This window comes from uncultured Roseobacter sp., from assembly GCF_947492555.1.
Classification (GTDB): Bacteria; Pseudomonadota; Alphaproteobacteria; order Rhodobacterales; family Rhodobacteraceae; genus Roseobacter.
Window position 1 is genome coordinate 570,482 of sequence record NZ_CANLNE010000003.1, and the last position, 21,125, is coordinate 591,606.

Annotated in this window: 19 protein-coding genes and 1 tRNA gene; 9 read left to right on the plus strand and 11 right to left on the minus strand. The window is 60.6% G+C overall.

Annotated features, from left to right (window positions below; all coding sequences use genetic code 11):
• Nucleotide 1: 1 nt before the first annotated feature.
• The 6 genes from Q1A07_RS15905 to fabI form a co-directional block, all read right to left on the minus strand.
• Entirely contained in the window at nucleotides 2-1,843 is a 1,842-nt protein-coding gene (locus Q1A07_RS15905; RefSeq protein ID WP_299783019.1) for a peptidyl-prolyl cis-trans isomerase, read from the minus strand.
• Between the two features lie 77 nt (nucleotides 1,844-1,920).
• Complete coding sequence (locus Q1A07_RS15910; RefSeq protein WP_299783020.1) at nucleotides 1,921-3,102, minus strand: aminotransferase; 1,182 nt, start codon at nucleotides 3,100-3,102, stop codon at nucleotides 1,921-1,923.
• A gap of 66 nt (nucleotides 3,103-3,168) precedes the next feature.
• The gene (gene gpt, locus Q1A07_RS15915) at nucleotides 3,169-3,681 is read right to left on the minus strand and encodes a xanthine phosphoribosyltransferase (protein WP_299783021.1); all 513 of its coding nucleotides are present in this window, start codon (nucleotides 3,679-3,681) and stop codon (nucleotides 3,169-3,171) included.
• Between the two features lies 1 nt (nucleotide 3,682).
• The gene (locus Q1A07_RS15920) at nucleotides 3,683-4,288 is read right to left on the minus strand and encodes a LysE family translocator (RefSeq protein WP_299783022.1); all 606 of its coding nucleotides are present in this window, start codon (nucleotides 4,286-4,288) and stop codon (nucleotides 3,683-3,685) included.
• Between the two features lie 3 nt (nucleotides 4,289-4,291).
• Nucleotides 4,292-4,903: a LysE family transporter gene (locus Q1A07_RS15925; RefSeq protein WP_299783023.1), complete on the minus strand. Its 612-nt coding sequence runs from the start codon at nucleotides 4,901-4,903 to the stop codon at nucleotides 4,292-4,294.
• Nucleotides 4,900-5,706 (minus strand): enoyl-ACP reductase FabI, encoded by an 807-nt coding sequence (gene fabI, locus Q1A07_RS15930; RefSeq protein ID WP_299783024.1) that lies wholly within the window; start codon nucleotides 5,704-5,706, stop codon nucleotides 4,900-4,902. Before fabI ends, Q1A07_RS15925 begins: the two co-directional genes overlap by 4 nt.
• 144 nt (nucleotides 5,707-5,850) lie before the next feature.
• Here fabI and pdxH point away from each other — a divergent pair, with 144 nt between their 5' ends.
• From pdxH to Q1A07_RS15950, 4 genes are all read left to right on the plus strand, one after another.
• Nucleotides 5,851-6,456: a pyridoxamine 5'-phosphate oxidase gene (gene pdxH / locus Q1A07_RS15935; RefSeq protein WP_299783025.1), complete on the plus strand. Its 606-nt coding sequence runs from the start codon at nucleotides 5,851-5,853 to the stop codon at nucleotides 6,454-6,456.
• A 279-nt stretch (nucleotides 6,457-6,735) separates the two neighbouring features.
• Nucleotides 6,736-7,272 (plus strand): cold-shock protein, encoded by a 537-nt coding sequence (locus Q1A07_RS15940; RefSeq protein WP_299783026.1) that lies wholly within the window; start codon nucleotides 6,736-6,738, stop codon nucleotides 7,270-7,272.
• A gap of 2 nt (nucleotides 7,273-7,274) precedes the next feature.
• Nucleotides 7,275-7,730, plus strand: a complete 456-nt coding sequence (locus tag Q1A07_RS15945) for a DUF192 domain-containing protein (RefSeq protein ID WP_299783553.1) — start codon at nucleotides 7,275-7,277, stop codon at nucleotides 7,728-7,730.
• A 41-nt stretch (nucleotides 7,731-7,771) separates the two neighbouring features.
• Nucleotides 7,772-7,848 (plus strand) — tRNA-Pro (locus tag Q1A07_RS15950).
• Nucleotides 7,849-7,861: 13 nt separating this feature from the next.
• Here the strand turns inward: Q1A07_RS15950 and Q1A07_RS15955 are convergent.
• Together Q1A07_RS15955 and Q1A07_RS15960 are read right to left on the minus strand one after the other, a co-directional pair.
• A complete protein-coding gene (locus tag Q1A07_RS15955; protein WP_299783027.1) occupies nucleotides 7,862-8,296 on the minus strand; it encodes a hypothetical protein in 435 nt (144 codons plus the stop codon).
• 90 nt (nucleotides 8,297-8,386) lie between these two features.
• On the minus strand, nucleotides 8,387-8,911 hold the full coding sequence (locus Q1A07_RS15960) for a hypothetical protein (RefSeq protein WP_299783028.1): 525 nt from the start codon (nucleotides 8,909-8,911) through the stop codon (nucleotides 8,387-8,389).
• Nucleotides 8,912-9,675: 764 nt separating this feature from the next.
• Between Q1A07_RS15960 and Q1A07_RS15965 the strand changes: the two genes are divergently transcribed.
• Together Q1A07_RS15965 and Q1A07_RS15970 are read left to right on the plus strand one after the other, a co-directional pair.
• Nucleotides 9,676-13,329 carry a vitamin B12-dependent ribonucleotide reductase gene (locus tag Q1A07_RS15965; protein ID WP_299783029.1) on the plus strand — a complete coding sequence of 1,218 codons (3,654 nt, stop codon included), beginning with the start codon at nucleotides 9,676-9,678 and terminating at the stop codon, nucleotides 13,327-13,329.
• 526 nt (nucleotides 13,330-13,855) lie between these two features.
• Entirely contained in the window at nucleotides 13,856-14,479 is a 624-nt protein-coding gene (locus Q1A07_RS15970; protein ID WP_299783030.1) for a VPLPA-CTERM sorting domain-containing protein, read from the plus strand.
• A 76-nt stretch (nucleotides 14,480-14,555) separates the two neighbouring features.
• Here Q1A07_RS15970 and Q1A07_RS15975 read toward each other — a convergent pair whose 3' ends face one another.
• The gene (locus Q1A07_RS15975) at nucleotides 14,556-15,059 is read right to left on the minus strand and encodes an RNA polymerase sigma factor (protein WP_299783031.1); all 504 of its coding nucleotides are present in this window, start codon (nucleotides 15,057-15,059) and stop codon (nucleotides 14,556-14,558) included.
• 263 nt (nucleotides 15,060-15,322) lie between these two features.
• Here Q1A07_RS15975 and Q1A07_RS15980 point away from each other — a divergent pair, with 263 nt between their 5' ends.
• The gene (locus Q1A07_RS15980) at nucleotides 15,323-15,559 is read left to right on the plus strand and encodes a hypothetical protein (RefSeq protein ID WP_195820442.1); all 237 of its coding nucleotides are present in this window, start codon (nucleotides 15,323-15,325) and stop codon (nucleotides 15,557-15,559) included.
• A 99-nt stretch (nucleotides 15,560-15,658) separates the two neighbouring features.
• On the opposite strand, the gene Q1A07_RS15985 is transcribed toward Q1A07_RS15980, so the two are convergent.
• Nucleotides 15,659-17,197, minus strand: coding sequence for a trimethylamine methyltransferase family protein (locus tag Q1A07_RS15985; protein WP_299783032.1), 1,539 nt, complete (start codon nucleotides 17,195-17,197; stop codon nucleotides 15,659-15,661).
• Nucleotides 17,198-17,601: 404 nt separating this feature from the next.
• On the opposite strand from Q1A07_RS15985, the gene Q1A07_RS15990 reads away from it, so the two are divergent.
• On the plus strand, nucleotides 17,602-18,207 hold the full coding sequence (locus tag Q1A07_RS15990; RefSeq protein WP_299783033.1) for an outer membrane beta-barrel protein: 606 nt from the start codon (nucleotides 17,602-17,604) through the stop codon (nucleotides 18,205-18,207).
• A gap of 54 nt (nucleotides 18,208-18,261) precedes the next feature.
• Here the strand turns inward: Q1A07_RS15990 and Q1A07_RS15995 are convergent, their stop codons facing one another.
• The gene (locus tag Q1A07_RS15995) at nucleotides 18,262-19,434 is read right to left on the minus strand and encodes a pyridoxal phosphate-dependent aminotransferase (protein ID WP_299783034.1); all 1,173 of its coding nucleotides are present in this window, start codon (nucleotides 19,432-19,434) and stop codon (nucleotides 18,262-18,264) included.
• 220 nt (nucleotides 19,435-19,654) lie between these two features.
• Between Q1A07_RS15995 and cysS the strand changes: the two genes are divergently transcribed.
• Entirely contained in the window at nucleotides 19,655-21,067 is a 1,413-nt protein-coding gene (cysS, locus tag Q1A07_RS16000) for a cysteine--tRNA ligase (RefSeq protein WP_299783035.1), read from the plus strand.
• The last annotated feature ends 58 nt before the right edge of the window (nucleotides 21,068-21,125 follow it).

Here is a 21,125-nt window from a genome sequence, read left to right on the forward strand (position 1 = left end):
GTCAGGGGAAATTCACGTGCACGGCCTGAAGCGCCTGCGGGTTGATCTGAGGATTTGCGCGCCGGGTCACGTCGGTGCCGAAAATCTCGAAGACATTCTGCGCCAGCGCCTGATCGGCCTGTTCGGCCAGCTGCGCGCGTATGGTTTCCGTGTCTTCGTCCTCTGAAGGCCCGGAAATCTCGTCGAGCCGGACCACGACAATTGCGCCATCATGCGGTTGCACGGAGATATCACCCACGGCCATATCGAAGACCTCTGACAGGAAACCGGGCGGGGTGCCGCCGACAAAATCGCTGCGCAGCAGGTTTTCTTCCCGCACCGCATCCAGACCAAGCTCCGCAAAGGGCGTGCCCTCGGTCAGTTGCGACATTTGCGCGTTGACCTGAGCCGCGAGGCGCGATTCCACCTCTGTAGCCTGCCAATGCGCCAGTACTTCCTCACGGACATCCTCAAAAGGGGCCGGACGCGGGGGCAATACCGCATCGAGCCGCAGGGCAAACAGCCCGCCGTCTTCCAGCTGGTCGATTTCCGGGAAATCCTCTTCGGTCACCGCCAGCGCCACGCGCCGGAACGCCTCATAGGCGGCGATATCCTCGGTGCTTTCGGTGCTCCAGTCGATCTTGTTCAGCACCATGTCCGTATCTGCGGCCAGTTCTTCTAACGTGAAACCGCCGGCCAGAAGGTCATCGAGGTTCTCCGTCTGCGCCTCCACCAAACGGCGGGCACGATCAGCGGCAACCTCGGGGCGCAAAACGGCCTGCGCGTCCTCGAACGAGGTGAACTGCGCCGGCAGCACCGCGTTCACCCGAAAAAGCGCCGGACCCAGCGAGCTGGGCAGGGGGCCGACCACGGCACCCACCTCGGCGGCAAACACGCCTTCACCCGCAGCGCCCAGATCCGCCAGGGTCACATCGCCCAGATCAATGTCGGCCAGCGCGAGCCCACGGTTGTCCACCAGCGTCTCAAAGTCGGTGCCGGTCTCCAGCGCTGCCGCCGCCGTGCTGGCGCTTTCGTCATCCAGATAGGCCAGACGTTCCACGAGACGGCGCTCAGGCTGATTGAATTCCTCGCTGCGCAGATCATAGGCCTCGCGCAGGTCGGCCTCTGCGATCTCCACCTCATCCACCATCGCATCCGGGCTCAGCAGCGCATAGGTGATCTGCTTGGTCTCCGGCAGGGTGAAATCAGCGATGTTCTCGTCGTAATGTGCTTGCAGGGTTGCATCCTCAGGGGTCTCGATCGGCGTTTCCAGATCAGCCTCAGAAAGCCGCGCCCAGGTAAAGCTGCGCTGCTCGCCCACGTAGTTGACCAGTGTATCGACAAAGGCATCCGGCATCACCACGCCGCTGAGGATCGCGCCCTGCATCAAGGTGCGCGCCACTTCTTCGCGCAGCTGGGTTTCGAACTGCGCCTCGGAAATGCCGCTCTGCTCCAGCGCAAACCGGTAGCCTTCACGGTCGAACTCGCCATCGATGCCGCGAAAGGCTCCGATCTCCAGAATGCGGTCGCGCAGGTTGCCATCCCCAATGGAAAGCCCGATCTGCGCGGCCTCATGATCCAGCGCGCGGGTGTCGATGATCCGCTGCAGCACCGCGCGGTCGAGCCCGATCTGTTGCGCCTGAGCAAAGAGCAGGACCTGTCCGGTCTGTTGCTGTACCGCCTGCATTTCCTGCTGCAGCTGGCGCGCGTAGTTGTCGACGGAGACGGGCATATCGCCCACGGTGCCGATCGTGCGGATGTTGCCGGTCAGGCTGGTGGCGCCAAAGCCGGCGAGCCCGAGGATGAGCAGACCCATCAGGATCCAGACGGCGGTTTTTGAAATGCTTGATGAGCCCTTGGCCATATCACCCCTTTGCGCTGGCGCGCCTGTCACGTTTTGCCGCTCTGTCTATGCGCAGCCGCCCCGGGGGGCAAGGGGCCTCACAGGCTCTTGTCCATCCCCGCCAGACGCGCAAAGAGTAGGCCGATCCCGTCCTCATCCAGATTGGCGAAAGCGATGCGCAATTGGCGTGCGCCGTCTGCGTCATCTTCGGGGTAAAACATCGTGCCGGGCAGGCACAGAATGCTCTGATCGCGCACCAGATGCCGTGCCAGATCGTCCGATTTCATTGCAAAGGGATGCTTCAGGTAGGCAAAATAAGCGCCCAGTCCGAGCAATTCCCACCCCTGTGCCGCGAGAACCGGGAAACCATCCGTGATCGCTGCCCGGCGCGCCAGGATTTCCGCGCGTTCACCAGCCAGCCATTGACCGAGGTTCTGCATGCCCCATAGGGCCGCGTGCTGCCCGATCTGCCCCGGGCAGATGGCCACGGTGTCGAGGAATTTCTCGACCTCGGCCAATCGGGCCTGCCCGGTTGCCATGGCACCCACGCGGTGGCCGGTCAGCCGGTAGGCCTTGGAAAAGGAATAGAGATGGATCAGTGTATCGGGCCACTCCGGATCTTCGAAGAGATCATGCGGCGCGCCCGATTGCGCATGAAAATCGCGGTAAGTCTCGTCGAGGATCAGCGCGATGCCGCGCCGCTGCGCGAGATCGTAAAAAGCGCGTATCAGCGCAGCAGGATACTCCACGCCACTGGGATTATTGGGCGACACCAGGGCAATTGCGCGGGTACGGGAGGTGATCAGCGCCTCTGCCCTCTCCGGATCGGGCAGCAGTGCTGCATCCGTCTTCAGCGGCACCGTCCGCACGCCGGACATGTCCAGCCACATCCTGTGATTGAAATACCACGGGGTCGGCAGAATAACCTCGTCGCCCTCGGCACAAAGCGTGGCGATGGCCGCGGCAAAAGCCTGGTTGCAGCCCGACGTGATGGCGATCTGATCCGTCGAGACCGCGCCCCCGTAAATCCGCCCCGTTTCCTGCGCCAGTGCGGCGCGCAGTTCCGGCAGTCCCAGCACCGGCCCATAGAGATGCGCATCGTCCCGCGTCAGCGCCACCTCCGCCATCACCTGCCGCAAGGCATCGGGCGGCGGATAGACAGGCGCGGCCTGACTGACATTGATCAACGGCCTGTCCGCAGGAAAGGCGACACCCTCCAGCCAGCGCCGGGCTTCCATCACAGGCGGGGCAAAAGTGGCGGCGGTACGTGTCGGGATCATGTGGCGGCTCCGGCTTCTTCTGGCTCAAAATATCCTCGCCGAAGGCAAGAAAACTCTTTTGGCGGGTTATTCCGTGCCGCGATAGGGTTCCACATATTGCAGTGCCATATCCCAAGGGAAGAAAATCCACGTATCCTGGCTCACCCCGGTGATGAAGGTATCGACCTGCGGCTCTCCCTTGGGCTTGGCATAGACGGTTGCAAAATGGGCCTGCGGATAGAGCGCACGCACCACTTCGAGCGTTTTGCCGCTGTCGACCAGATCGTCGAGGATCAGAATACCGGTGCCGTCGCCCATCAAGGCTTCATCCGGGGCCTTCAGCACCTCGGCCTCGGACTGCTGCTGGTGGTCGTAGGATTTGATCGAGATCGTGTCGACGGTGCGAATGTCCAGCTCGCGCGCCACGATCATGGCCGGTGCCATGCCGCCACGGGTGATCGCCACAATCGCGCGCCACGCACCATCATCGGGTCCGTGACCATCCAGCCGCCACGCCAAGGCACGGCTGTCACGGTGAATCTGGTCCCAGCTGATGTGAAAGCCCTTCTCATGGGGCAGGCGGCTTGGATCTTTGCTCATCTCAGTTCCTTTCAGTCAGCAGGCGCAGTCCCAGCGCGCCCAGCAATGTCGCGGCAATGCGGTCCAGAACGGGTTTCGCGCCGAGGTATCCCCGGCGCGCCGGGGCGCTGGAGAGTAGCAGGGCAACGATCCCGTAAAAGCAGACCTCCAGCACAAAGTGGTTCGCAACGATGATAGCGATCTCCGTCGCGGCCAGCCCCTGAGGAAAAACCACGACAATCACGGCGGCCGCAAACAGCATGGACTTGGGATTGCCCGCGTTGATCAGCAGGCCGGAGAGAAACGCGCGCCCGTGTGGACGGCTTGCTTCGCCAACGGGAGATTTCGCGTGCCGCCACGTCTGGACCGCGAGCCAGATCAGATAGAGCGCCCCGCCGACTTTCAGCACCGTGTAGGTCCAGGGGAAGAGGCGAAAGAGCCCTTCAAGCCCCAGAAGGGCGGCGAGCGTCCAGAGGGCTGCGGCAAATCCCAGGCCAATGCCGGTGGCAAACCCTGCGGCGCGCCCGGAGGCTACGCAGGTCTTTATGGCATAGAGCAGGGCGGCGCCCGGGCTGGCGAGCGCTGCGAGCAGCACGAGGTTGAAGGCGATCAGAGTTTCAAATGTCATGCGCTACCCCGCTGCGATACGTGCCCCGAAGAGGCCCAGCACGACGCCGAAACAGCGTTCAACACGCGCCTTGATCCGGGCATAGAGCTGTCGCGGTCCGCTGCGGGAAAAGACAAGGGCCAGACAGGCGTACCAGCCGGTTTCGACCACGAAGATCACCGCGAGGATCATGGCCCCCTCCAGCCACGTCATGCCCGGCGGGATGATACCGGTGAAGACGGCGGCGAAATAGGCGAGCGCTTTGGGATTTGCCAGATTGGTCCAGAGCCCCAGCGAAAAGGCCCTGACAGCGCTGCTTGGTGGGAGCTCACTTGCCTCGGGCATTGGCTCGGCGGCATGGCGCCAGAGTGAGATGCCAATCCAGATCAGGAACAATCCGCCTGCGATGCGCAGGCCCGTCTGCACCCAGGGCATCAGCTCAAACACCAGCGACAGCCCGGCGAGCGCCGCCACGGCCCACACAAGTACGGCACATGTCAGCCCGAGGTTCAGCAGCAAGGCGGGGCGCAGCCCCTCGCTTGCCGCCGTGCGGATCGTGAGCACCGCCGCGGGACCGGGGCTCACCGCGAGCATGAGTTGCAAGAGCGCCAGACCTGCGAGGGCGGTGAGGGTCATTCCTTGGCCATGTCCGGTGCATCCACCGCCTTCATGCCGACCACGTGATAGCCCGCATCCACATGCAGGTTCTCACCCGTCGTGCCGGAGCCGAGATCGGAGAGCAGGAAGAGCGCGGCCTTGCCGACATCCTCGGTGGTCACATTGCGACGCAGGGGCGAATTGTATTCGTTCCACTTCATAATGTAGCGGAAATCGCCGATGCCGCTGGCGGCCAGCGTCTTGATCGGCCCGGCAGAAATGGCGTTCACGCGGATACCGTCCTTGCCCAGATCCTCGGCCAGATATTGCACCGAGGCCTCGAGCGCGGCCTTGGCGACACCCATCACATTATAATGCGGCATGACTTTCTCTGCCCCGTAGTAGGTGAGCGTCAGGCAGGACCCGCCGTCGGTCATCATCTTCTCGGCGCGCTGCACCACGGCGGTGAAGGAATAGACCGAGATATCCATGGAGAGGGCGAAATTGCTGCGGCTGGTGTCGACATAGCGCCCGCGCAACTCGTTCTTGTCCGAAAATCCGATGGCATGCACGATGAAATCCAGTTTGCCCCACCGGTCCTTGAGCGCGTCAAAGAGCGCATCGATCGACGCCTCGTCGCCCACGTCGCAGGGCAGGACGATGTCGCTGCCCAATTGCGCGGCTAACGGATCGACGCGTTTCTTCAGCGCGTCCCCCTGGTAGGAGAATGCCAGCTCTGCGCCCGCATCGGCGCAGGCTTTCGCGATCCCCCAGGCGATGGATTTGTCATTGGCCAGGCCCATGATGAGCCCGCGCTTGCCCGCCAGAAGATCGTTTCCCATAAAGGTCCCTCGATTGTCATGTGGTGTTTTTGTCCTTTCCGTCCTTTAGGCGATTGCGGCAGGCCCATCAAGGTAGGTCGACGCACCCCCTTGACCTTTGCGCTGGTTCCGCCACTTGCTGCGGGAAAGATATGTGAGGATGCCATGGACAGCAGAAGCGGAAAATTCGCGGGCGACAACCCGTTTGATCTGGCCCAGAGCTGGCTGGACGAAGCCGGGAAAACCGAACCCAATGACCCCAACGCGATGGCGCTAAGTACGGTGGACAAAGACGGCCTGCCGAATGTGCGCATGGTCTTGCTGAAGGCGATCGAGCCAGACGCCTTTGTCTTTTACACCAACTACGAAAGTGCCAAGGCAGGCGAGCTTGACAGCGCGGGCAAGGCGGCTTTCGTGATGCACTGGAAAAGCCTGCGCCGCCAGCTGCGGGTGCGCGGGGCTGTCGAACGGGGCGACGCGGAAGAGGCGGATGCCTACTTCGCCACGCGGTCACTCAAGAGCAGGCTGGGGGCATGGGCCTCCAGACAATCCCGCCCGTTGTCCAGCCGTGCCGCGCTGATGGCCGAGGTGGCAAAAGTCACCGCGACCAAGGGCACAAACCCGCCACGCCCGCCGTTCTGGGGTGGGTTCCGGATCAAGCCGCTGGAGATCGAATTCTGGGCGGATGGAGAGTTTCGCCTGCACGACCGGTTCGTCTGGCGCCGTGCGTCTTTCGACGATAGCTGGTCGATCACGCGTCTCAATCCCTGACTGGTCGGAAAAAGCGCCAGTCTCAGTAATTCACTGTTTGTCAGCGCACATAATTGTGTGCATAGATCAGGGGTGTTTTGATTTTTCAGTCGTTTATGAGGCGGAATTCAACTGTGACTAGAATGACTTGGAAAATCACGGATGCGCGATGCTTGTGCGAAGGTCTTTTGCGATGTACGCGAAGAAATTCGTCTGAACTTTTTTGTTTCAACTTGAAAGAAGAAAGTTAATTCGCGCAAGACTATGTTAGAAGACCTTACGACGACTGAAAGAAGACGAGTGAGCGAGACCGAAGAAATATCTTCCCCGGTGACGGGGCTTGTTAAATGGTTTGATCCGGTAAAAGGGTTCGGCTTCGTTGTTTCTGACGCGGGTGGTCCGGATATTCTGTTGCACGTTAACGTTTTGCGGAACTTCGGGCAAAGCTCTGTTGCCGATGGCGCGCGGGTGGAGCTGGAAGTACAGCGCACGGAACGTGGTGTTCAGGCGACACAGGTCCTGGCTCTTTTACCACCGCAAGCAGGCGAGTCGGTGGGGCTCTCCGATATCGCGGCACTGGATCCGTCCATCGTGGCCGCTGCTCCCCTGGAGCCTGCGCGCGTCAAATGGTTCGACAAGGGCAAGGGATTTGGCTTTGCCAATGTCTTCGGACGTCGTGAGGATATTTTCCTGCATATGGAAGTGTTGCGACGGTCCGGTCTGTCCGATCTTGCCCCGGGCGAAGCGCTGGCGCTGCGCGTGATCGAGGGCAAGCGTGGCCACATGGCAGCCGAAGTCTTTGCCTGGGAAGCGGCGCTGGACACCTCCGAGGCATGATCATGCGCGCCGCGCTGCTGACGTGCGCCTTGGCGCAGGCGGGCGTGGCCGAGACATGCCGCACCGATACCGTTTATCTGAAGGGCGATTGGGGTGACGCGCGGTTTTCCGTAGAAGTCGCCGATGATGACCGGGAGCGGGCACAGGGGTTGATGCACCGGGAACATCTACCGGGATCGGCGGGCATGCTTTTTGTCTATGATCGTCCGCAGACCCTGTCGTTCTGGATGCGAAATACGCTCATTCCTTTGGATCTCATCTTCATCGACCAGACCGGGACGGTGCAAAACATTCATCATTCCGCGCAGCCTCTGGATGAGACTCCGATTCCCGGTGGCTCCGGCCTCACCCACGTGCTGGAGATAAACGGCGGGCTGGCGAAAGCGATGGGGATTACCGTCGGCACCGTGCTGCGGCACCCAACATTTTTGGCTACAGACGCCCGTTGGCCCTGTTAGGGGTTTTCAAACCCGCACGCCCCGTCTAAAGAGTGCTTCGTCGGAGCGTGGCGCAGCCTGGTAGCGCACCTGTTTTGGGTACAGGGGGTCGGAGGTTCGAATCCTCTCGCTCCGACCATTGAAACCTTTTTCTAAGATGCTGCGCGAACTGTGCAACGGGAAAGAAAAGGTACCTCTCCAAACACCTTATAGCTTCGACGCGGCGCAAGCATCGCCGGGTTCGCGCCTTGAAGCTCAATGTAGAGTGTATACCCGCAAGCTGCTTCCTCGCTCGGCCCCAGTTTCCACAATCCATTGTCCCGCACCGCGTCCAGGTGGAGAGGGTCTTCGCCCAGCGGTGAATCGCAGGGGTCGGGCAGGGGCCAGGGCGCACTCAACTGCAGCGCGGTGATGCGGGCCGACGGGCGTGGATCATCAGCGTTGAGCTCGATTGTTGCCGCAAAGCTCCGCCCGTCCGCACCTTCGGTGTGATGCTGACACGTGAGCGTCTGGGCGACACCGGCGGAGCCAAGCAGGCAGCCCATGATGATGGCAGACGGCAGGTATGTTCTGACAGCACGGATCATCGCGCATCCATCTCCTTTGGAAGAGTGCATTAGTCACCTATCAGGTGTCAGACCAGTGCGCCCAGTGCAAGATCGCCCGCGACGCCGCGATCAGACATTCAGCAGCGCCCTTGCTTTGCGCAGTCTCACGGCGACGGCACCTGTCGGGGCGGGGTCCGCTGCCGCGGCCAGCAGAGCCTGCGCGTCCGATTGGTACCGGGGATGCTGAACGGCAAGTTGTGCAGCGGCGTAGAGTGACCATGCGCGGATCAGTTTCTGTGTTGATGTGGCCTCGTGGGTGACAAAGCTCAGCACCGTATCGGCCACCGTTTGGGGGATCGGCAGGTGATCGACGCATTGAAGGATGTGCAACCGGGCAGCCCAATGGGTGAATTTTGGCAACATCGCGTAAACTGTGGCGCACATCTCGGGCAAGAACGCCGCTCCACCAATCTCGCATTGGTGTTTGATCAGCCATGTCGCGGCACTTTCAGTATCTGGTGCCTGGCAGGCTGCCACAAGCGCCGGGGTGAAGTCGGGTTCGGTGTGGTGCTGTTGATAAATCGCGCGGAGTGCTGTGGCGGATGCGCCATCCCAGTCACGCAGTGCGGCTGTGAGCATATCTTGGGGACACATCGACTATCCTCCTGAGCTGCGGATCATCTCTCGTCTTTACAGGGTCTGAAAATCAGAATCACGTCGAGATCGAACCGTCTGACCAGGATTGCCGTCAGAACAATGAGAGACCTTGCACGTACTACATATAGTTGATTTTTTCGATCACCTCTCCCGGCTTCGCTATATATGGGGAGGCTGGATTTGCAAAACGACCGCGCCGCGACACAAAAATGTAACACTTCGTGAGTAGGTAGAACGGCTGGTCAAACTTCTTGCGCTGGTCGCAGCAATTGAAACGTTAACGCGGGTCGTCTGTGGACAGTTTGAAGTCATGCATCAGTCTGGGCGACTAAGTCAGCCAATTTATTTGGAAAATAGAGTACAACAACAAGAAGCTCCAAAACCCTCCGGCTGGGGATATTAACCGGCTGTTAAGGTGTTGAATCGCGCAGGTGGCGGGGCAGACCAAAACATGGCTTCCGTCAAGTGAGGAAAGATCAAAAAAAACTAAAAATATCGTTGACCCGATAGGGCAAGATACGTCAGTTTGTGGAGGCCGACGATAACGCCACAACATGTAGTGGTTTAACGCTCAGGGGCGGATCGACGGGACAGGGGCTGACAGACGACACTTTTATCGATCTGATCCAAGGCCGGAGCGCTGAAACGGGCCGCTCCGGACAAGGAAAATGTGTCTTTGACCGATGGCACGGGGCTGGAGTAACGCGGCAATGACGGCGTTGGTCTGAAGATGGAATAGCTGGAAATGAGGCAGCGAAAAAATGAAAATCGAACGTAAATTCACCAAGGACGGACAAGACGCATACGCGGAGCTTGATTTCGTTACCACTGCATCCGAAATCCGCAATCCGGACGGCACAGTTGTTTTTCGTCTCGACGAGGTCGAGGTGCCCGGTTCGTGGAGCCAGGTGGCCAGCGACGTCATCGCGCAGAAGTATTTCCGCAAGGCGGGTGTCCCCTCGAAAACCCGTCGGGTGAAAGAAAAGGGCGTACCTGAATTCTTGTGGCGGTCGGTGCCCGCAGAGGGTGCGGAAATGGGCGGCGAGACCTCCTCCAAACAGGTGTTCGACCGTTTGGCAGGCGCCTGGGCCTACTGGGGTTGGAAAGGCGGCTACTTCTCCTCCGAGACCGACGCCAAAGCCTATTTTGACGAAATGCGCCACATGCTGGCCTCCCAGCGCGCCGCCCCCAACTCCCCGCAGTGGTTCAATACCGGCCTGCACTGGGCCTATGGCATCGACGGCCCGGCCCAGGGTCACCACTATGTCGATTACAAATCCGGCAAACTGACCAAATCCAAATCTTCCTACGAGCACCCACAGCCGCATGCCTGCTTCATCCAGTCTGTCTCGGACGACCTCGTAAACGACGGCGGCATCATGGACCTGTGGGTGCGGGAAGCGCGTCTGTTCAAATACGGCTCCGGTACGGGCACCAACTTCTCCAGCCTGCGGGCTGCGGGAGAGAGCCTGTCCGGCGGGGGCCGTTCATCCGGGCTGATGGGCTTCCTGAAAATCGGTGACCGTGCGGCGGGGGCCATCAAATCGGGTGGCACCACGCGCCGGGCCGCCAAGATGGTGATCGTTGATGCGGACCATCCCGATATCCAGGATTTCATCAACTGGAAGGTCATCGAAGAGCAGAAAGTGGCGAGCATCGTCGCGGGCTCCAAGATGCACGAGCAGAAGCTCAACGGTCTCTTTGAGGCGATCAAGACATGGGACGGTGCGGAAGCCGACGCCTATGATCCTGCCAAGAATGACGCGCTGAAAACAGCGATCCGCGCGGCGAAAAAGGTCTCCATCCCAGAGACTTACGTCAAGCGCGTGCTGGACTATGCCAAGCAGGGCCACACCTCGATTGAGTTCCCGACATACGATACCGACTGGGATAGCGAGGCGTACAATTCTGTCTCCGGCCAGAACTCCAACAACTCCATCCGCGTCACAAACGCCTTCCTGACCGCCGTTGAAAAGGACGCCGATTGGGAGCTGATCAACCGTGTGGACGGCAAGGTCACCGAGACTGTGAAAGCCCGCGAACTCTGGGAACAGATCGGCCACGCGGCCTGGGCTTGTGCTGATCCGGGCATCCAGTACCACGACACCGTGAACGACTGGCACACCTGCCCGGAAGATGGGGCGATCCGCGGATCGAACCCCTGCTCGGAATACATGTTCCTCGACGACACGGCCTGTAACCTTGCTTCGATGAACCTGCTGACCTTCCTCAAGGACGGCGAATTTCAGGTCGAAGACTATATGCACGCTACGCGGCTGTGGACCGTGACGCTCGAAATCTCTGTGATGATGGCGCAGTTCCCGTCGAAGGAGATCGCGCAGCGGTCTTACGACTTCCGCACACTGGGTCTGGGTTATGCGAACATCGGCGGTCTGCTGATGAACATGGGCTACTCCTATGACAGTGACGAGGGCCGCAGCCTTTGCGGGGCACTGACCGCGATCATGACCGGGGTGAGCTATGCCACCTCCGCCGAAATGGCGGGCGAGTTGGGCGCTTTCCCGGGCTATGCCAAGAACGCGCAGCACATGCTGCGGGTGATCCGTAACCACCGCAACGCGGCGAACGGCAAGGTCGGCGGCTACGAAGACCTCTCCGTCATGCCGGTGCCGCTCGACTACAAGAACTGCCCCGATGATCGGTTGATCGAGGTGGCGCGCGGCGCCTGGGATCAGGCGCTGGAGCTGGGCGAAAAGCACGGCTACCGCAACGCGCAGGTCTCCGTGATCGCACCCACCGGCACCATCGGGTTGGTCATGGACTGCGACACGACGGGGATCGAACCCGATTTCGCCCTGGTGAAATTCAAAAAGCTGGCCGGTGGTGGCTATTTCAAGATCATCAACCAGTCGGTGCCTGCTGCCCTTGAAAAGCTCGGGTATGGCTCCGCGCAGATCGAGGAGATCGTCTCCTACGCGGTCGGTCACGGCACCATCGGCAACGCGCCGGGCATCAATCACACGTCGCTTGCGGGCCACGGGTTTGGTGCCAATGAGTTGGCCAAGGTGGATGCGGCACTGGCCTCGGCCTTCGACATCCGGTTTGTCTTCAATCAGTGGACCCTCGGCGAAGAGTTCTGCACGCAAGTGCTTGGCATCCCTGCTGAAAAACTGAACGATCCGACCTTCGATCTGCTCAAGCACCTGGGCTTTAGCAAGAAGGATATCGAGGCGGCCAACGATCATGTCTGCGGGACCATGACGCTCGAAGGCGCGCCCTTCCTCAAGGATGAGCATCTGTCGATCTTCGATTGCGCCAACCCCTGCGGCAAGAAAGGCAAGCGGTTCCTCTCTGTGAACAGTCACATCACCATGATGGCGGCGGCACAGAGCTTCATCTCGGGCGCGATCTCCAAGACGATCAACATGCCGAATGACGCGACCATCGAGGACTGCCAGAAGGCCTATGAACTCAGCTGGTCACTGGGGGTGAAGGCCAACGCACTCTACCGCGATGGCTCGAAACTCTCGCAACCGCTGGCGGCAGCCTTGGTCGAGGATGACGACGACGCGCAGGAGGTGCTGGAAAGCGGCTCGCAGCAGGAAAAGGCGGTCGTGCTGGCCGAGAAGATCGTCGAAAAGGTCGTGGTCAAGGAGATCGTCAAATCCCACCGCGAGAAGATGCCGCAACGCCGCAAGGGCTATACCCAAAAGGCCATCGTTGGTGGGCACAAGGTCTATTTGCGCACCGGCGAGTACGAAGACGGCAACCTCGGCGAGATCTTCATTGACATGCACAAGGAAGGCGCGGGCTTCCGGGCGATGATGAACAACTTCGCCATCGCGGTCTCCGTGGGTCTGCAATACGGCGTGCCGCTGGAGGAGTTCGTGGACGCCTTCACCTTCACCAAATTCGAGCCCGCGGGCATGGTGCAGGGCAACGAGACCATCAAGAACGCGACCTCGATCCTCGACTACGTGTTCCGCGAACTGGCGGTCAGCTACCTCGACCGCACCGATCTGGCGCATGTTCAGCCGGAGGGGCACAGCTTCGACGATCTGGGCCGGGGTGAAGAAGAAGGGGTGAGCAATGTCTCGGAACTCTCTGAAACGGCGGCAACAAAGTCCCTTGAGGTGCTGAAGCAAATCAGCTCGACGGGCTATTTGCGCAAGCGTCTGCCGCAAGAATTGGTGGTTCTGCAGGGCGGTGCACAGGGCTTTGCCGACGAGGCGGTTGCTTTCGACGGGCTTGCCCCGGTCTCCGAGGGCAGCGTGGCGGTGGCCATGGCAACCACGGCGGTTAGCACCGGCACTGTCGAGATGGACGCACGCACCAAGGCCAAGATGCAGGGCTACGAAGGCGAAGCCTGCGGCGAATGCGGCAACTACACGCTGGTGCGCAACGGCACCTGCATGAAATGCAACACCTGCGGCGGCACGTCCGGGTGTAGCTGAGCCAAACGCGTCCCTGGGGGACGTGTAGGGGTGGCGGTTTTGCCCACGGGCAGGCCACACCCCGACGAGATTGAGGACGGGCAGGGTGGGACCTTGGCCTCTTCAATTGGGACAGAGTTGGACTCCGCAGGTTTCTGCGAAACCCGCTCTATCCAACCCGGCGGGTTTTCTATGAAAACCCGCGCGTACAAGGGGCGGGTGCGCTCGCCCCCGACGACGTTCAGGCCGCAGGCAGAAAAATACCGAGCGGTTAACATATTGAGCCTGAACGGCGAAACTCAACGGGGTGCTTCGGCGCCCCGTTTTTTCTTTTCGTCGACAGGTGTTCGATCTGATCGTTGCACGCCGCGGTGGCCCGGCGCACGCGTGCCAACCCGCGAGTTGGCTTTCCGTCATCTGCATCGGAATTTTCCCGCCGAGGTTGTGCGTCCACAACCGAACCAGAGAAATTATTTAAGAAAATCATTGCTCTCATGCTGTTTTCCAGCTGTTTTGCGACGCGCATAACTTGACAATCTGTCCACCAATGAGCAAGATTTCGCCATATTTAGGAAGGTGGGTTAAGATGACTTTTTTCAAGACGAGCGCCCTTTTGGTGGGCCTCATATTAAGCATGCCAATGGCGGCCTCCGCGGCAACCCTGATTGGCGATACTTTCAACTACCAGGTTGGCCTTGCATCAAATCCGAATCTCCAGAGCGGCTCGGCAGTTGCCGGGGCGGGTGTGGATTTTTCCGCTGATTTCGTCAGTGATCGTTTCATTGATGTGGATGTGTCTGAAGACACGATCACGTTCCAGTGGCGCGAGGCGGGCCTCATCGGCGCGAATTTCGAGGACTTCGAGGTGGCGGGCTGGTTCATCTCTTTGACGGGGCTGGACTTTGGCAACGGTATTGCCAGCGTTGGCGTCGTGGAAGAGGCTGGAACGTCCAGATTTCCGTTTGGCGGGAATGTCGTTGTAGCCCCGACACAAAGTTCGATCCTGCTCGGGCTCAACGGCGTCTGGGATGGCAACTCCTCTGTGACGGTATCTTTAACCGAGGTGGAGATCTCACCTGAGGTCGTTCCTCTGCCGGCGTCGGCACCGCTGTTGCTGGCGGGCTTCGGGGGTATCATGATGTTGCGGCGCAGGCGCAAAGCAGCAGCCTGACTTATCGCGACGACTGGATGTTTTGAGAAATCTAGGCGGGGCGTCCCTTTCTTGGGGCGCCCCGTTTTTTTGTGACTTAGTAAAGATCGGAAACCGGTGCTTTCTGAGTGATCCCCATTTCCGCGCGCAGCTTGGAACGGGCTCTGGCGAGACGCGACATCACGGTGCCAAGCGGCAAGCCCGTGCGTTCGGCCAGAATGGTGGGGCTGGTCTCCCCGGCAGCGATCATATGGATCAGCAAAGCCTGCGTTTCGGGCAGCTTCTCGACCGCCGCCGCGAGATCTGCGCAGGCCATGCGCGCGGGGGCCGTCGGGGGCACTGCGGCGCTTTCTTCCTCCAGCGGATCGGTTGGCTTGTCGGATCGCCAGCGTTGCCGGGCGAGATTGCGCAGGATGGTCATGGCGTAGCGGTCGAGATCGTCGACCTCTGCGCCCTTGCGCAGGGCTGCCCAGAGTTTCAGCGCGGTTTCCTGCGCCAGGTCGTCAGCGTCACTCTGGCTGTCGCTGAGGCGCCGGGCGCGCCCGGCAAGGCGGGGCAATAGGGCGTCCAGATCGGAAGGCATGTCGTGTGTCGGGTACATGTCGGGCTCCTTTTGATTGGGACCAACACCAGCATCGCAGGTCTGTTCCGGGGTGCCAGACGGGGGCTTTTTGCCGATCGCGGTTTTTGGGCCTTTTTCGGCGAGCCGCCGCCACCTGCCCATGCCTCAATCGGCGGGGAATGGCGCGATCCGCGAGTGCCGCACCGCAGCAGGGACGAAACAGCCGTTTTGCGCATCTACCCCACTGAGGCGCCGAGTTGTGCCTTGGACACTTATGTTCAAACCTTAATGGGAGTACCCAAATGAAACTGATCACCAAAACCACAGTTGCAACCATCGCTCTTCTGTCGGCCTCTGCGGCCTTCGCACAGCTGGCGGCGGATGCGAATGGCGATGGCGTTCTGACAATCGATGAGGTTCAGGCAGTATATCCTGACATCACCGCCGAGTCCTTCAGCACGATGGATCTCAATGCGGACGGCGCGCTGGACGAAGCCGAAGTGCAATCCGCGCAAGAAGCTGGCCTGATGCCAGCCTAACCAGCCAACAGGCCTGAGATGGACGCCTTTCGATTCTGATGGCAGGCGCTCAGGTCGAGATGCCCGGTTTCTCCCCCAAGAGCCGGGCATCTCCTTTTTCTATCCAGGCAGGTGGATGTTGAACCGCGCCCTTATCTGCGCATCCAAGGCGGGATCAAACCGTGCCGCGGCCCGTTGCCCCAATATGTCGTCTTTGCGTGCGGTGGCCTTTTCAATCAAATCGGGTTTTCCCAGTTCAACCCATTCCTTTGGCGACGTACGATCCCCGAAGGTCGGGTAGACGTGGTCCTGCTGCATGCGTCCCAGCGTTTGCTCCGTCCCGAGATAGTGGCCTGGCCCGCCCAGACAGACCTCCCGGATCTGATCGACAGCAAGGGTTTCGTCATTGACCTCTATCCCGCGCACGCAGCGCAACGCCTGACCGATCAGGTCATCGCCCAAAATCAGCGATTCATGGCAAAAGCCCAGCAATGAGGCATGCATGCCTGCCGCCTCATAGACCATGTTGAGCCCGGCAAGCCCGGCCATCACGTTCGAGCACATCTGCTCCCATCCGGCCTGCATATCGGGCAGCTTTGCATCGGCAATCCCTGCGGCAGCCCCGCCGGGCAGATCGTAGTACTTGTGCATTTGGGCGCAGCCTGCGGTCAAAAGTGCCTGTTCGCCGGACCCGCCGGTCATCGCACCCGTGCGCAGGTCGAGCCCAAAGGGCCAGGTGCCAAACACCGCCGGGTGGCCCGGTTTCACCGCGTTCACATAGACCAGCCCGGCGAGGCATTCTGCAACGGCCTGCACAATGGCCCCCGCTACCGTCGAGGGCGCCGTGGCCCCCGCCATGCCGGCAGAGAGCAGCAGCACCGGCATGCCCGCTCGGATACACTCCTCCATGACCTCACAGGATTCCGTGGCGAACTTCATCGGGGGAACGACGAAGCAGTTGGTATTGCTGACGAAAGGGCGCGCGCGCCAGGCCTCTTCGCCACCCGCGATCATATGCAGTAGCTCGATGCCGTGTTTCACGAAACCCGGCTCGGTGAAGGAGGTGCCGATGTGTTTCGTGGTGCCTGCACAGCAGGCGTAGATGGAATTCAGATCCATTTCGAGGTTGTCGGTGATGTCGCGGCAGACCATCGGGCGCTGGAGGAAGTGGATGTTGTCGAGCTGGTCGGCAATCCGCGCGGCGTCATGCAGGTCCTGCACACCGCATTCGCGGTAGCTGCTGCCATCCACCTCGACCAGATGTACAGCGGCACCTGCCGTACCGTAATGCACGCGGTGACCGGACAGCTCCAGATCATGCGCCGGGTCCCGGCCCATCAGGGTGACGGACCGGTTGGCGCGCGCAATCGTGTCCTCCACCAGTGCACGGGGAAAGCGGAGGCGACCGTCGTTTCCAAGGATGGCCCCCGCGCCGGTCAGATAAGCGATGCCGGACGACGGCGCATCGGCGAGGCCGATCTCTTCCAGCGCATTGAGGGCTGCGCCATGGATTTTGTCCATATCGGTGGCGGTAAAGGGTTTGTACTTGCCGCCGGACATGCCGGGCCGGATCGGGCGCAGGTGAGAGGCGAGGGGGGCGGCACGGGCAGCACGGCGCGCCGAGCGTCCGCCGCTGCGTGTTTGGGTTCTTTGTGTCATGTGGTCGTCCTGAAAAGAAAAAGAGGGTCGGCTTTGGCTTACGCCGCAGCTGGTCGCCCGCGCGCCGCACGGCCCCGCTCCGCACCGATGGTGCGGACCACGATGTTGATCTTGCTCAGATCATCCTGCATCGGGATTTCCTCTCCTCGGCCTAACCTGCGTTGCTGCTGCAGAACCGGTCAAGCCTGTTTGCGACCCGACGTCGTTTTTCGACTTTTTAAGAGCGACAGATGAACGCAGCAAATATCTGCCGATCTTGCCCGTCGAAATCAGGCGATTTGGGCCCGTTTCCGCCGCCTCACGTTTCGTTGATCGTCTGTGCATTGAACCAAACTGCAGCATCCACAGTTATGCCCAAGAGGATGCCGTAAAAGGCGTTCGCAACCCATGATAAGGACATGACAATGAAAAAGATTTTGAGTGCAGCAGCCGCGGTGACCGCAACAGCCCTGATGACCGTGCCCGCCTTCGCCGGGGCGCTGGATGAACCCGTCGTGACGCCCACTCCGACCGCGCCACCGCCTGCACCTGTCTATACAGGAGGTGACTGGACCGGTTTCTACGCCGGTGCGCAAATCGGTAATCTGGATGTGGATGGTGAAAACGGACTGGCCGGTGTCGGTGGCGATGACACCACTTACGGTTTGCACGCCGGTTACAACTATGACTTCGGCACCTGGGTTGTGGGTGGCGAACTCGACTATGACGATGCCAGCGTGGATCTGACACCCGGTGGTGCTTCCGTCGATTCCGTCTGGCGTGCCAAGCTGCGCGGTGGCTATGACTTCGGGCGCACGCTGGTCTATGCGACTGCCGGTTTTGCCGATCTGGACACATCCGTCGGCAGCGATACCGGCGAGTTCTATGGCGTTGGCGTTTCGTACAAAGCCACCGAACAATTCATCGTGTCAGGTGAATACCTGATGCATGACTTCAGCGACATCGGTGGTGCCGCTGGCGTGGATGCAGAGGCGGATACTTTCACAGTGCGCGCATCCTGGCAGTTCTGATCTGAGTTTCCTCCCCGGGAAGGGCCCGGTCGTCGCAAGACGCCGGGCCCATTTTCATGCGGCGCGCTTCTCTGCATGAGAGCAGAGCGTGTTCAAGGCCTGCTCAAAAGCCTGATCTTCAATGGTCATGGCGACGCGAACATGACCGGCTGCCGAGGTGCCGAAGCTTTCCCCCGGCATAACGGCGATGTGGTGGTTCTCCAACAAGTCGTAAGCAAAGGCTTCACCGGTCATGCCGGTCGCGCGGATGTCCAGCATCAGGTACATCGCCCCCTGCGCTGGCACGAGCCCGACGGTGTTTTGGCGCGCCAGCACCTGCTTAGCCAAGGCTCTGCGCCGCTGGAAAGGGGCTGCGATTTCCGCTTCAAATGCGGCGCCCTGCTTCAAGGCAAAACTGCTGGCATCCTGAATATAGCCCGGCACGCCGTAGGTGGTGTGGGTCGCGAGGGTAATCAGGTTCGCAATCACTGCCTCTGGCCCCACGATCCAGCCGCAGCGCGAGCCCGTCATGGCATGCGATTTGGACATGGAGCCCACGACCAGCGTGCGCTCCGCCATCTCCGGCAGGGCGCGGGGTGAGAGGTGGCGTCCTTCCCACACCTGCGTATCATACACCTCATCCGAGATAAGCCACAGGTCGTCTGACTGGCACGTTTCGGCGATCATGTTCAGGGTGGCGTCGGAATACACCACGCCGGTTGGGTTGTTCGGCGTGTTGATGAGCAAGGAGGTGGCGTTCCGCGACTGCGCGCGCAGGTCCTCCGCGCGCGGCTGAAACGCCTCCGCCGCGTGGGTTTTGATCGCTCGTGGTACAGCCCCCACACCGCGGAGTGTCCCTGGGTAGGTGGCGTAGTAGGGATCAATGTAGAGCGCGGTATCCCCGGGATCGCAGGCCGCCATGTGCGCGGCAAAGAGGGCGGCTTGCCCGCCGGGCGTGATCACGACGTTGTTTCGAGTGGTGGGGACGCCCGTGCGTTCCTGCACCCGTGCGGCCACCGTATCGCGTAGGGTGTCCGTTCCCGGCACCGCCGCATAGCCAGTGTGACCCGACATCGCGGCCTCATGCATCTTTTGCAGGATAGGTGCCGCGGTGCGGATGTCATGTTCGCCGATCGTCAGTTCCGTGACGGCAATGCCATCGGCAATCATGCGGCGGGCTTTCAGGAAAACGTCCCAGCCGTCTGAGCCGCCCCCGGTGAGGCCCGTTATGCGTGTGGATTGATGCATGGCTGTCTCCGTCCGTCTTTCGCGCAGGGGCGCAGAGGCGGCACGATTCGTCAATCGGCCTTGACCGGCGTATCTGGGTCGGGCTAGGGATGGAGTATGACCAGAACCACGCCCATTTGCTGTATTATTTGCTGAACTCCCCCAGCGGGCGGTTTTAGGTCGTTTTCAACCTGTCACAAGATTGCTAAGCCCGCGCCACACCCGCGCAAGGACTCCTGTCATGACGACATTGAAGCTCTACAATACGAAGACCCGGTCGAAAGAGGTCTTTCAGCCCATCGATCCAGAGAATGTGCGCATGTATGTCTGCGGGCCGACCGTTTATGATCGCGCGCATTTAGGCAATGCGCGGCCCGTGATTGTGTTTGACGTGCTCTTTCGGTTGCTGCGTCACATCTATGGTGCAAAGCACGTGACCTATGTGCGCAACTTCACGGATGTGGACGATAAGATCAACGCGCGGGCCGCTGAAAGTGGGCGGGCGATTGGCGAGATCACCGCCGAGACCACCCAGTGGTTCCTCGACGACATGGCGGAAGTCGGCGCGCTGGAGCCCACGGCCATGCCGCGTGCGACGCAGTATATCGCGCAGATGGTGGCGATGATCGAAGACCTCATTGCGAAAGGTCACGCCTATGAGGCCGAAGGCCATGTGCTCTTTGCGGTTGAGAGTTATGCTGAGTATGGCGCGCTGTCCGGTCGTTCCGTGGACGACATGATCGCCGGGGCGCGGGTCGAAGTGGCACCCTACAAGCGCAACCCGATGGATTTCGTGCTCTGGAAGCCCTCTTCTGAGGACCTGCCCGGCTGGGACAGCCCCTGGGGGAGAGGCCGACCGGGTTGGCATATCGAATGCTCCGCCATGGCGCGTGATCTGCTGGGAGAGCATTTCGACATCCACGGCGGTGGGATCGATTTGCAGTTCCCGCACCATGAAAACGAGATCGCCCAATCCCGCTGCGCGGGCCATGGGTTTGCAAACGTCTGGATGCACAACGAGATGCTGCAGGTCGAGGGTAAGAAGATGTCCAAATCCTTGGGTAATTTCTTCACCGTGCGCGATTTGCTGGACCAGGGCGTGCCGGGCGAGGTGATCCGGTTCGTGATGCTGTCGACGCACTACCGCAAGCCTATGGACTGGACGGAGAAGAAGCGGGAGGAAGCAGAGAAAACGTTGCGCAAGTGGCGTGGTCTCGTCACGGGCATCGAGCCCGCGTCGAGCCCTGCGCCCGAGGTGATTGCAGCGCTTAGTGACGACCTGAATGTGCCGGGCGCAATGGCAGAATTGCACCGTTTTGCGGCAGAAGGCGAAGCGGGACAACTTGCAGCTTCAGCTGCAGTATTGGGTTTGCTGGGTGACAACTTGTCTAACTGGCCAGCGGTCAGTGAAGTCAGCGAAGAGATCCGTGAAACAATAGGAGAACTTGTCTCGATTTGGTCCGACAAGCGTGAGAACAAACTTTGGGATGAAGCAGATGAAATTCGTAGCTGGCTGCTGAGTAAGGGCATTCGTTTGACCTCCCAGAAAGGTCGTGCAAGCGAGTGGCATCATGAGAATCCGGACATAAACAGCGATGACGAACGAGACCTAAGAGCGAATGACTTGCGCAGATTCAAGGAGAGCCTGAAATGACTGCGTCGCTCCGCGCCAAGGACAGCGCCCGAGTCTGGGGGGGCGTGAAGCGCCCTCC

Bases quoted from the DNA above. Each gene is read 5' to 3' on its own strand.
- pdxH (WP_299783025.1), top strand. From the start codon at position 5,851: ATGGACAGCAGAAGCGGAAAATTCGCGGGCGACAACCCGTTTGATCTG.
- Q1A07_RS15975 (WP_299783031.1), bottom strand. From the start codon at position 15,059: ATGTACCCGACACACGACATGCCTTCCGATCTGGACGCCCTATTGCCC.
- gpt (WP_299783021.1), bottom strand. From the start codon at position 3,681: ATGAGCAAAGATCCAAGCCGCCTGCCCCATGAGAAGGGCTTTCACATC.
- Q1A07_RS15955 (WP_299783027.1), bottom strand. From the start codon at position 8,296: ATGATCCGTGCTGTCAGAACATACCTGCCGTCTGCCATCATCATGGGC.
- Q1A07_RS15995 (WP_299783034.1), bottom strand. From the start codon at position 19,434: ATGCATCAATCCACACGCATAACGGGCCTCACCGGGGGCGGCTCAGAC.
- Q1A07_RS15980 (WP_195820442.1), top strand. From the start codon at position 15,323: ATGAAACTGATCACCAAAACCACAGTTGCAACCATCGCTCTTCTGTCG.
- Q1A07_RS15960 (WP_299783028.1), bottom strand. From the start codon at position 8,911: ATGTGTCCCCAAGATATGCTCACAGCCGCACTGCGTGACTGGGATGGC.
- Q1A07_RS15965 (WP_299783029.1), top strand. From the start codon at position 9,676: ATGAAAATCGAACGTAAATTCACCAAGGACGGACAAGACGCATACGCG.
- fabI (WP_299783024.1), bottom strand. From the start codon at position 5,706: ATGGGAAACGATCTTCTGGCGGGCAAGCGCGGGCTCATCATGGGCCTG.
- Q1A07_RS15985 (WP_299783032.1), bottom strand. From the start codon at position 17,197: ATGACACAAAGAACCCAAACACGCAGCGGCGGACGCTCGGCGCGCCGT.
- Q1A07_RS15905 (WP_299783019.1), bottom strand. From the start codon at position 1,843: ATGGCCAAGGGCTCATCAAGCATTTCAAAAACCGCCGTCTGGATCCTG.
- cysS (WP_299783035.1), top strand. From the start codon at position 19,655: ATGACGACATTGAAGCTCTACAATACGAAGACCCGGTCGAAAGAGGTC.
- Q1A07_RS15970 (WP_299783030.1), top strand. From the start codon at position 13,856: ATGAGCAAGATTTCGCCATATTTAGGAAGGTGGGTTAAGATGACTTTT.
- Q1A07_RS15910 (WP_299783020.1), bottom strand. From the start codon at position 3,102: ATGATCCCGACACGTACCGCCGCCACTTTTGCCCCGCCTGTGATGGAA.
- Q1A07_RS15920 (WP_299783022.1), bottom strand. From the start codon at position 4,288: ATGACATTTGAAACTCTGATCGCCTTCAACCTCGTGCTGCTCGCAGCG.
- Q1A07_RS15925 (WP_299783023.1), bottom strand. From the start codon at position 4,903: ATGACCCTCACCGCCCTCGCAGGTCTGGCGCTCTTGCAACTCATGCTC.
- Q1A07_RS15945 (WP_299783553.1), top strand. From the start codon at position 7,275: ATGCGCGCCGCGCTGCTGACGTGCGCCTTGGCGCAGGCGGGCGTGGCC.
- Q1A07_RS15990 (WP_299783033.1), top strand. From the start codon at position 17,602: ATGAAAAAGATTTTGAGTGCAGCAGCCGCGGTGACCGCAACAGCCCTG.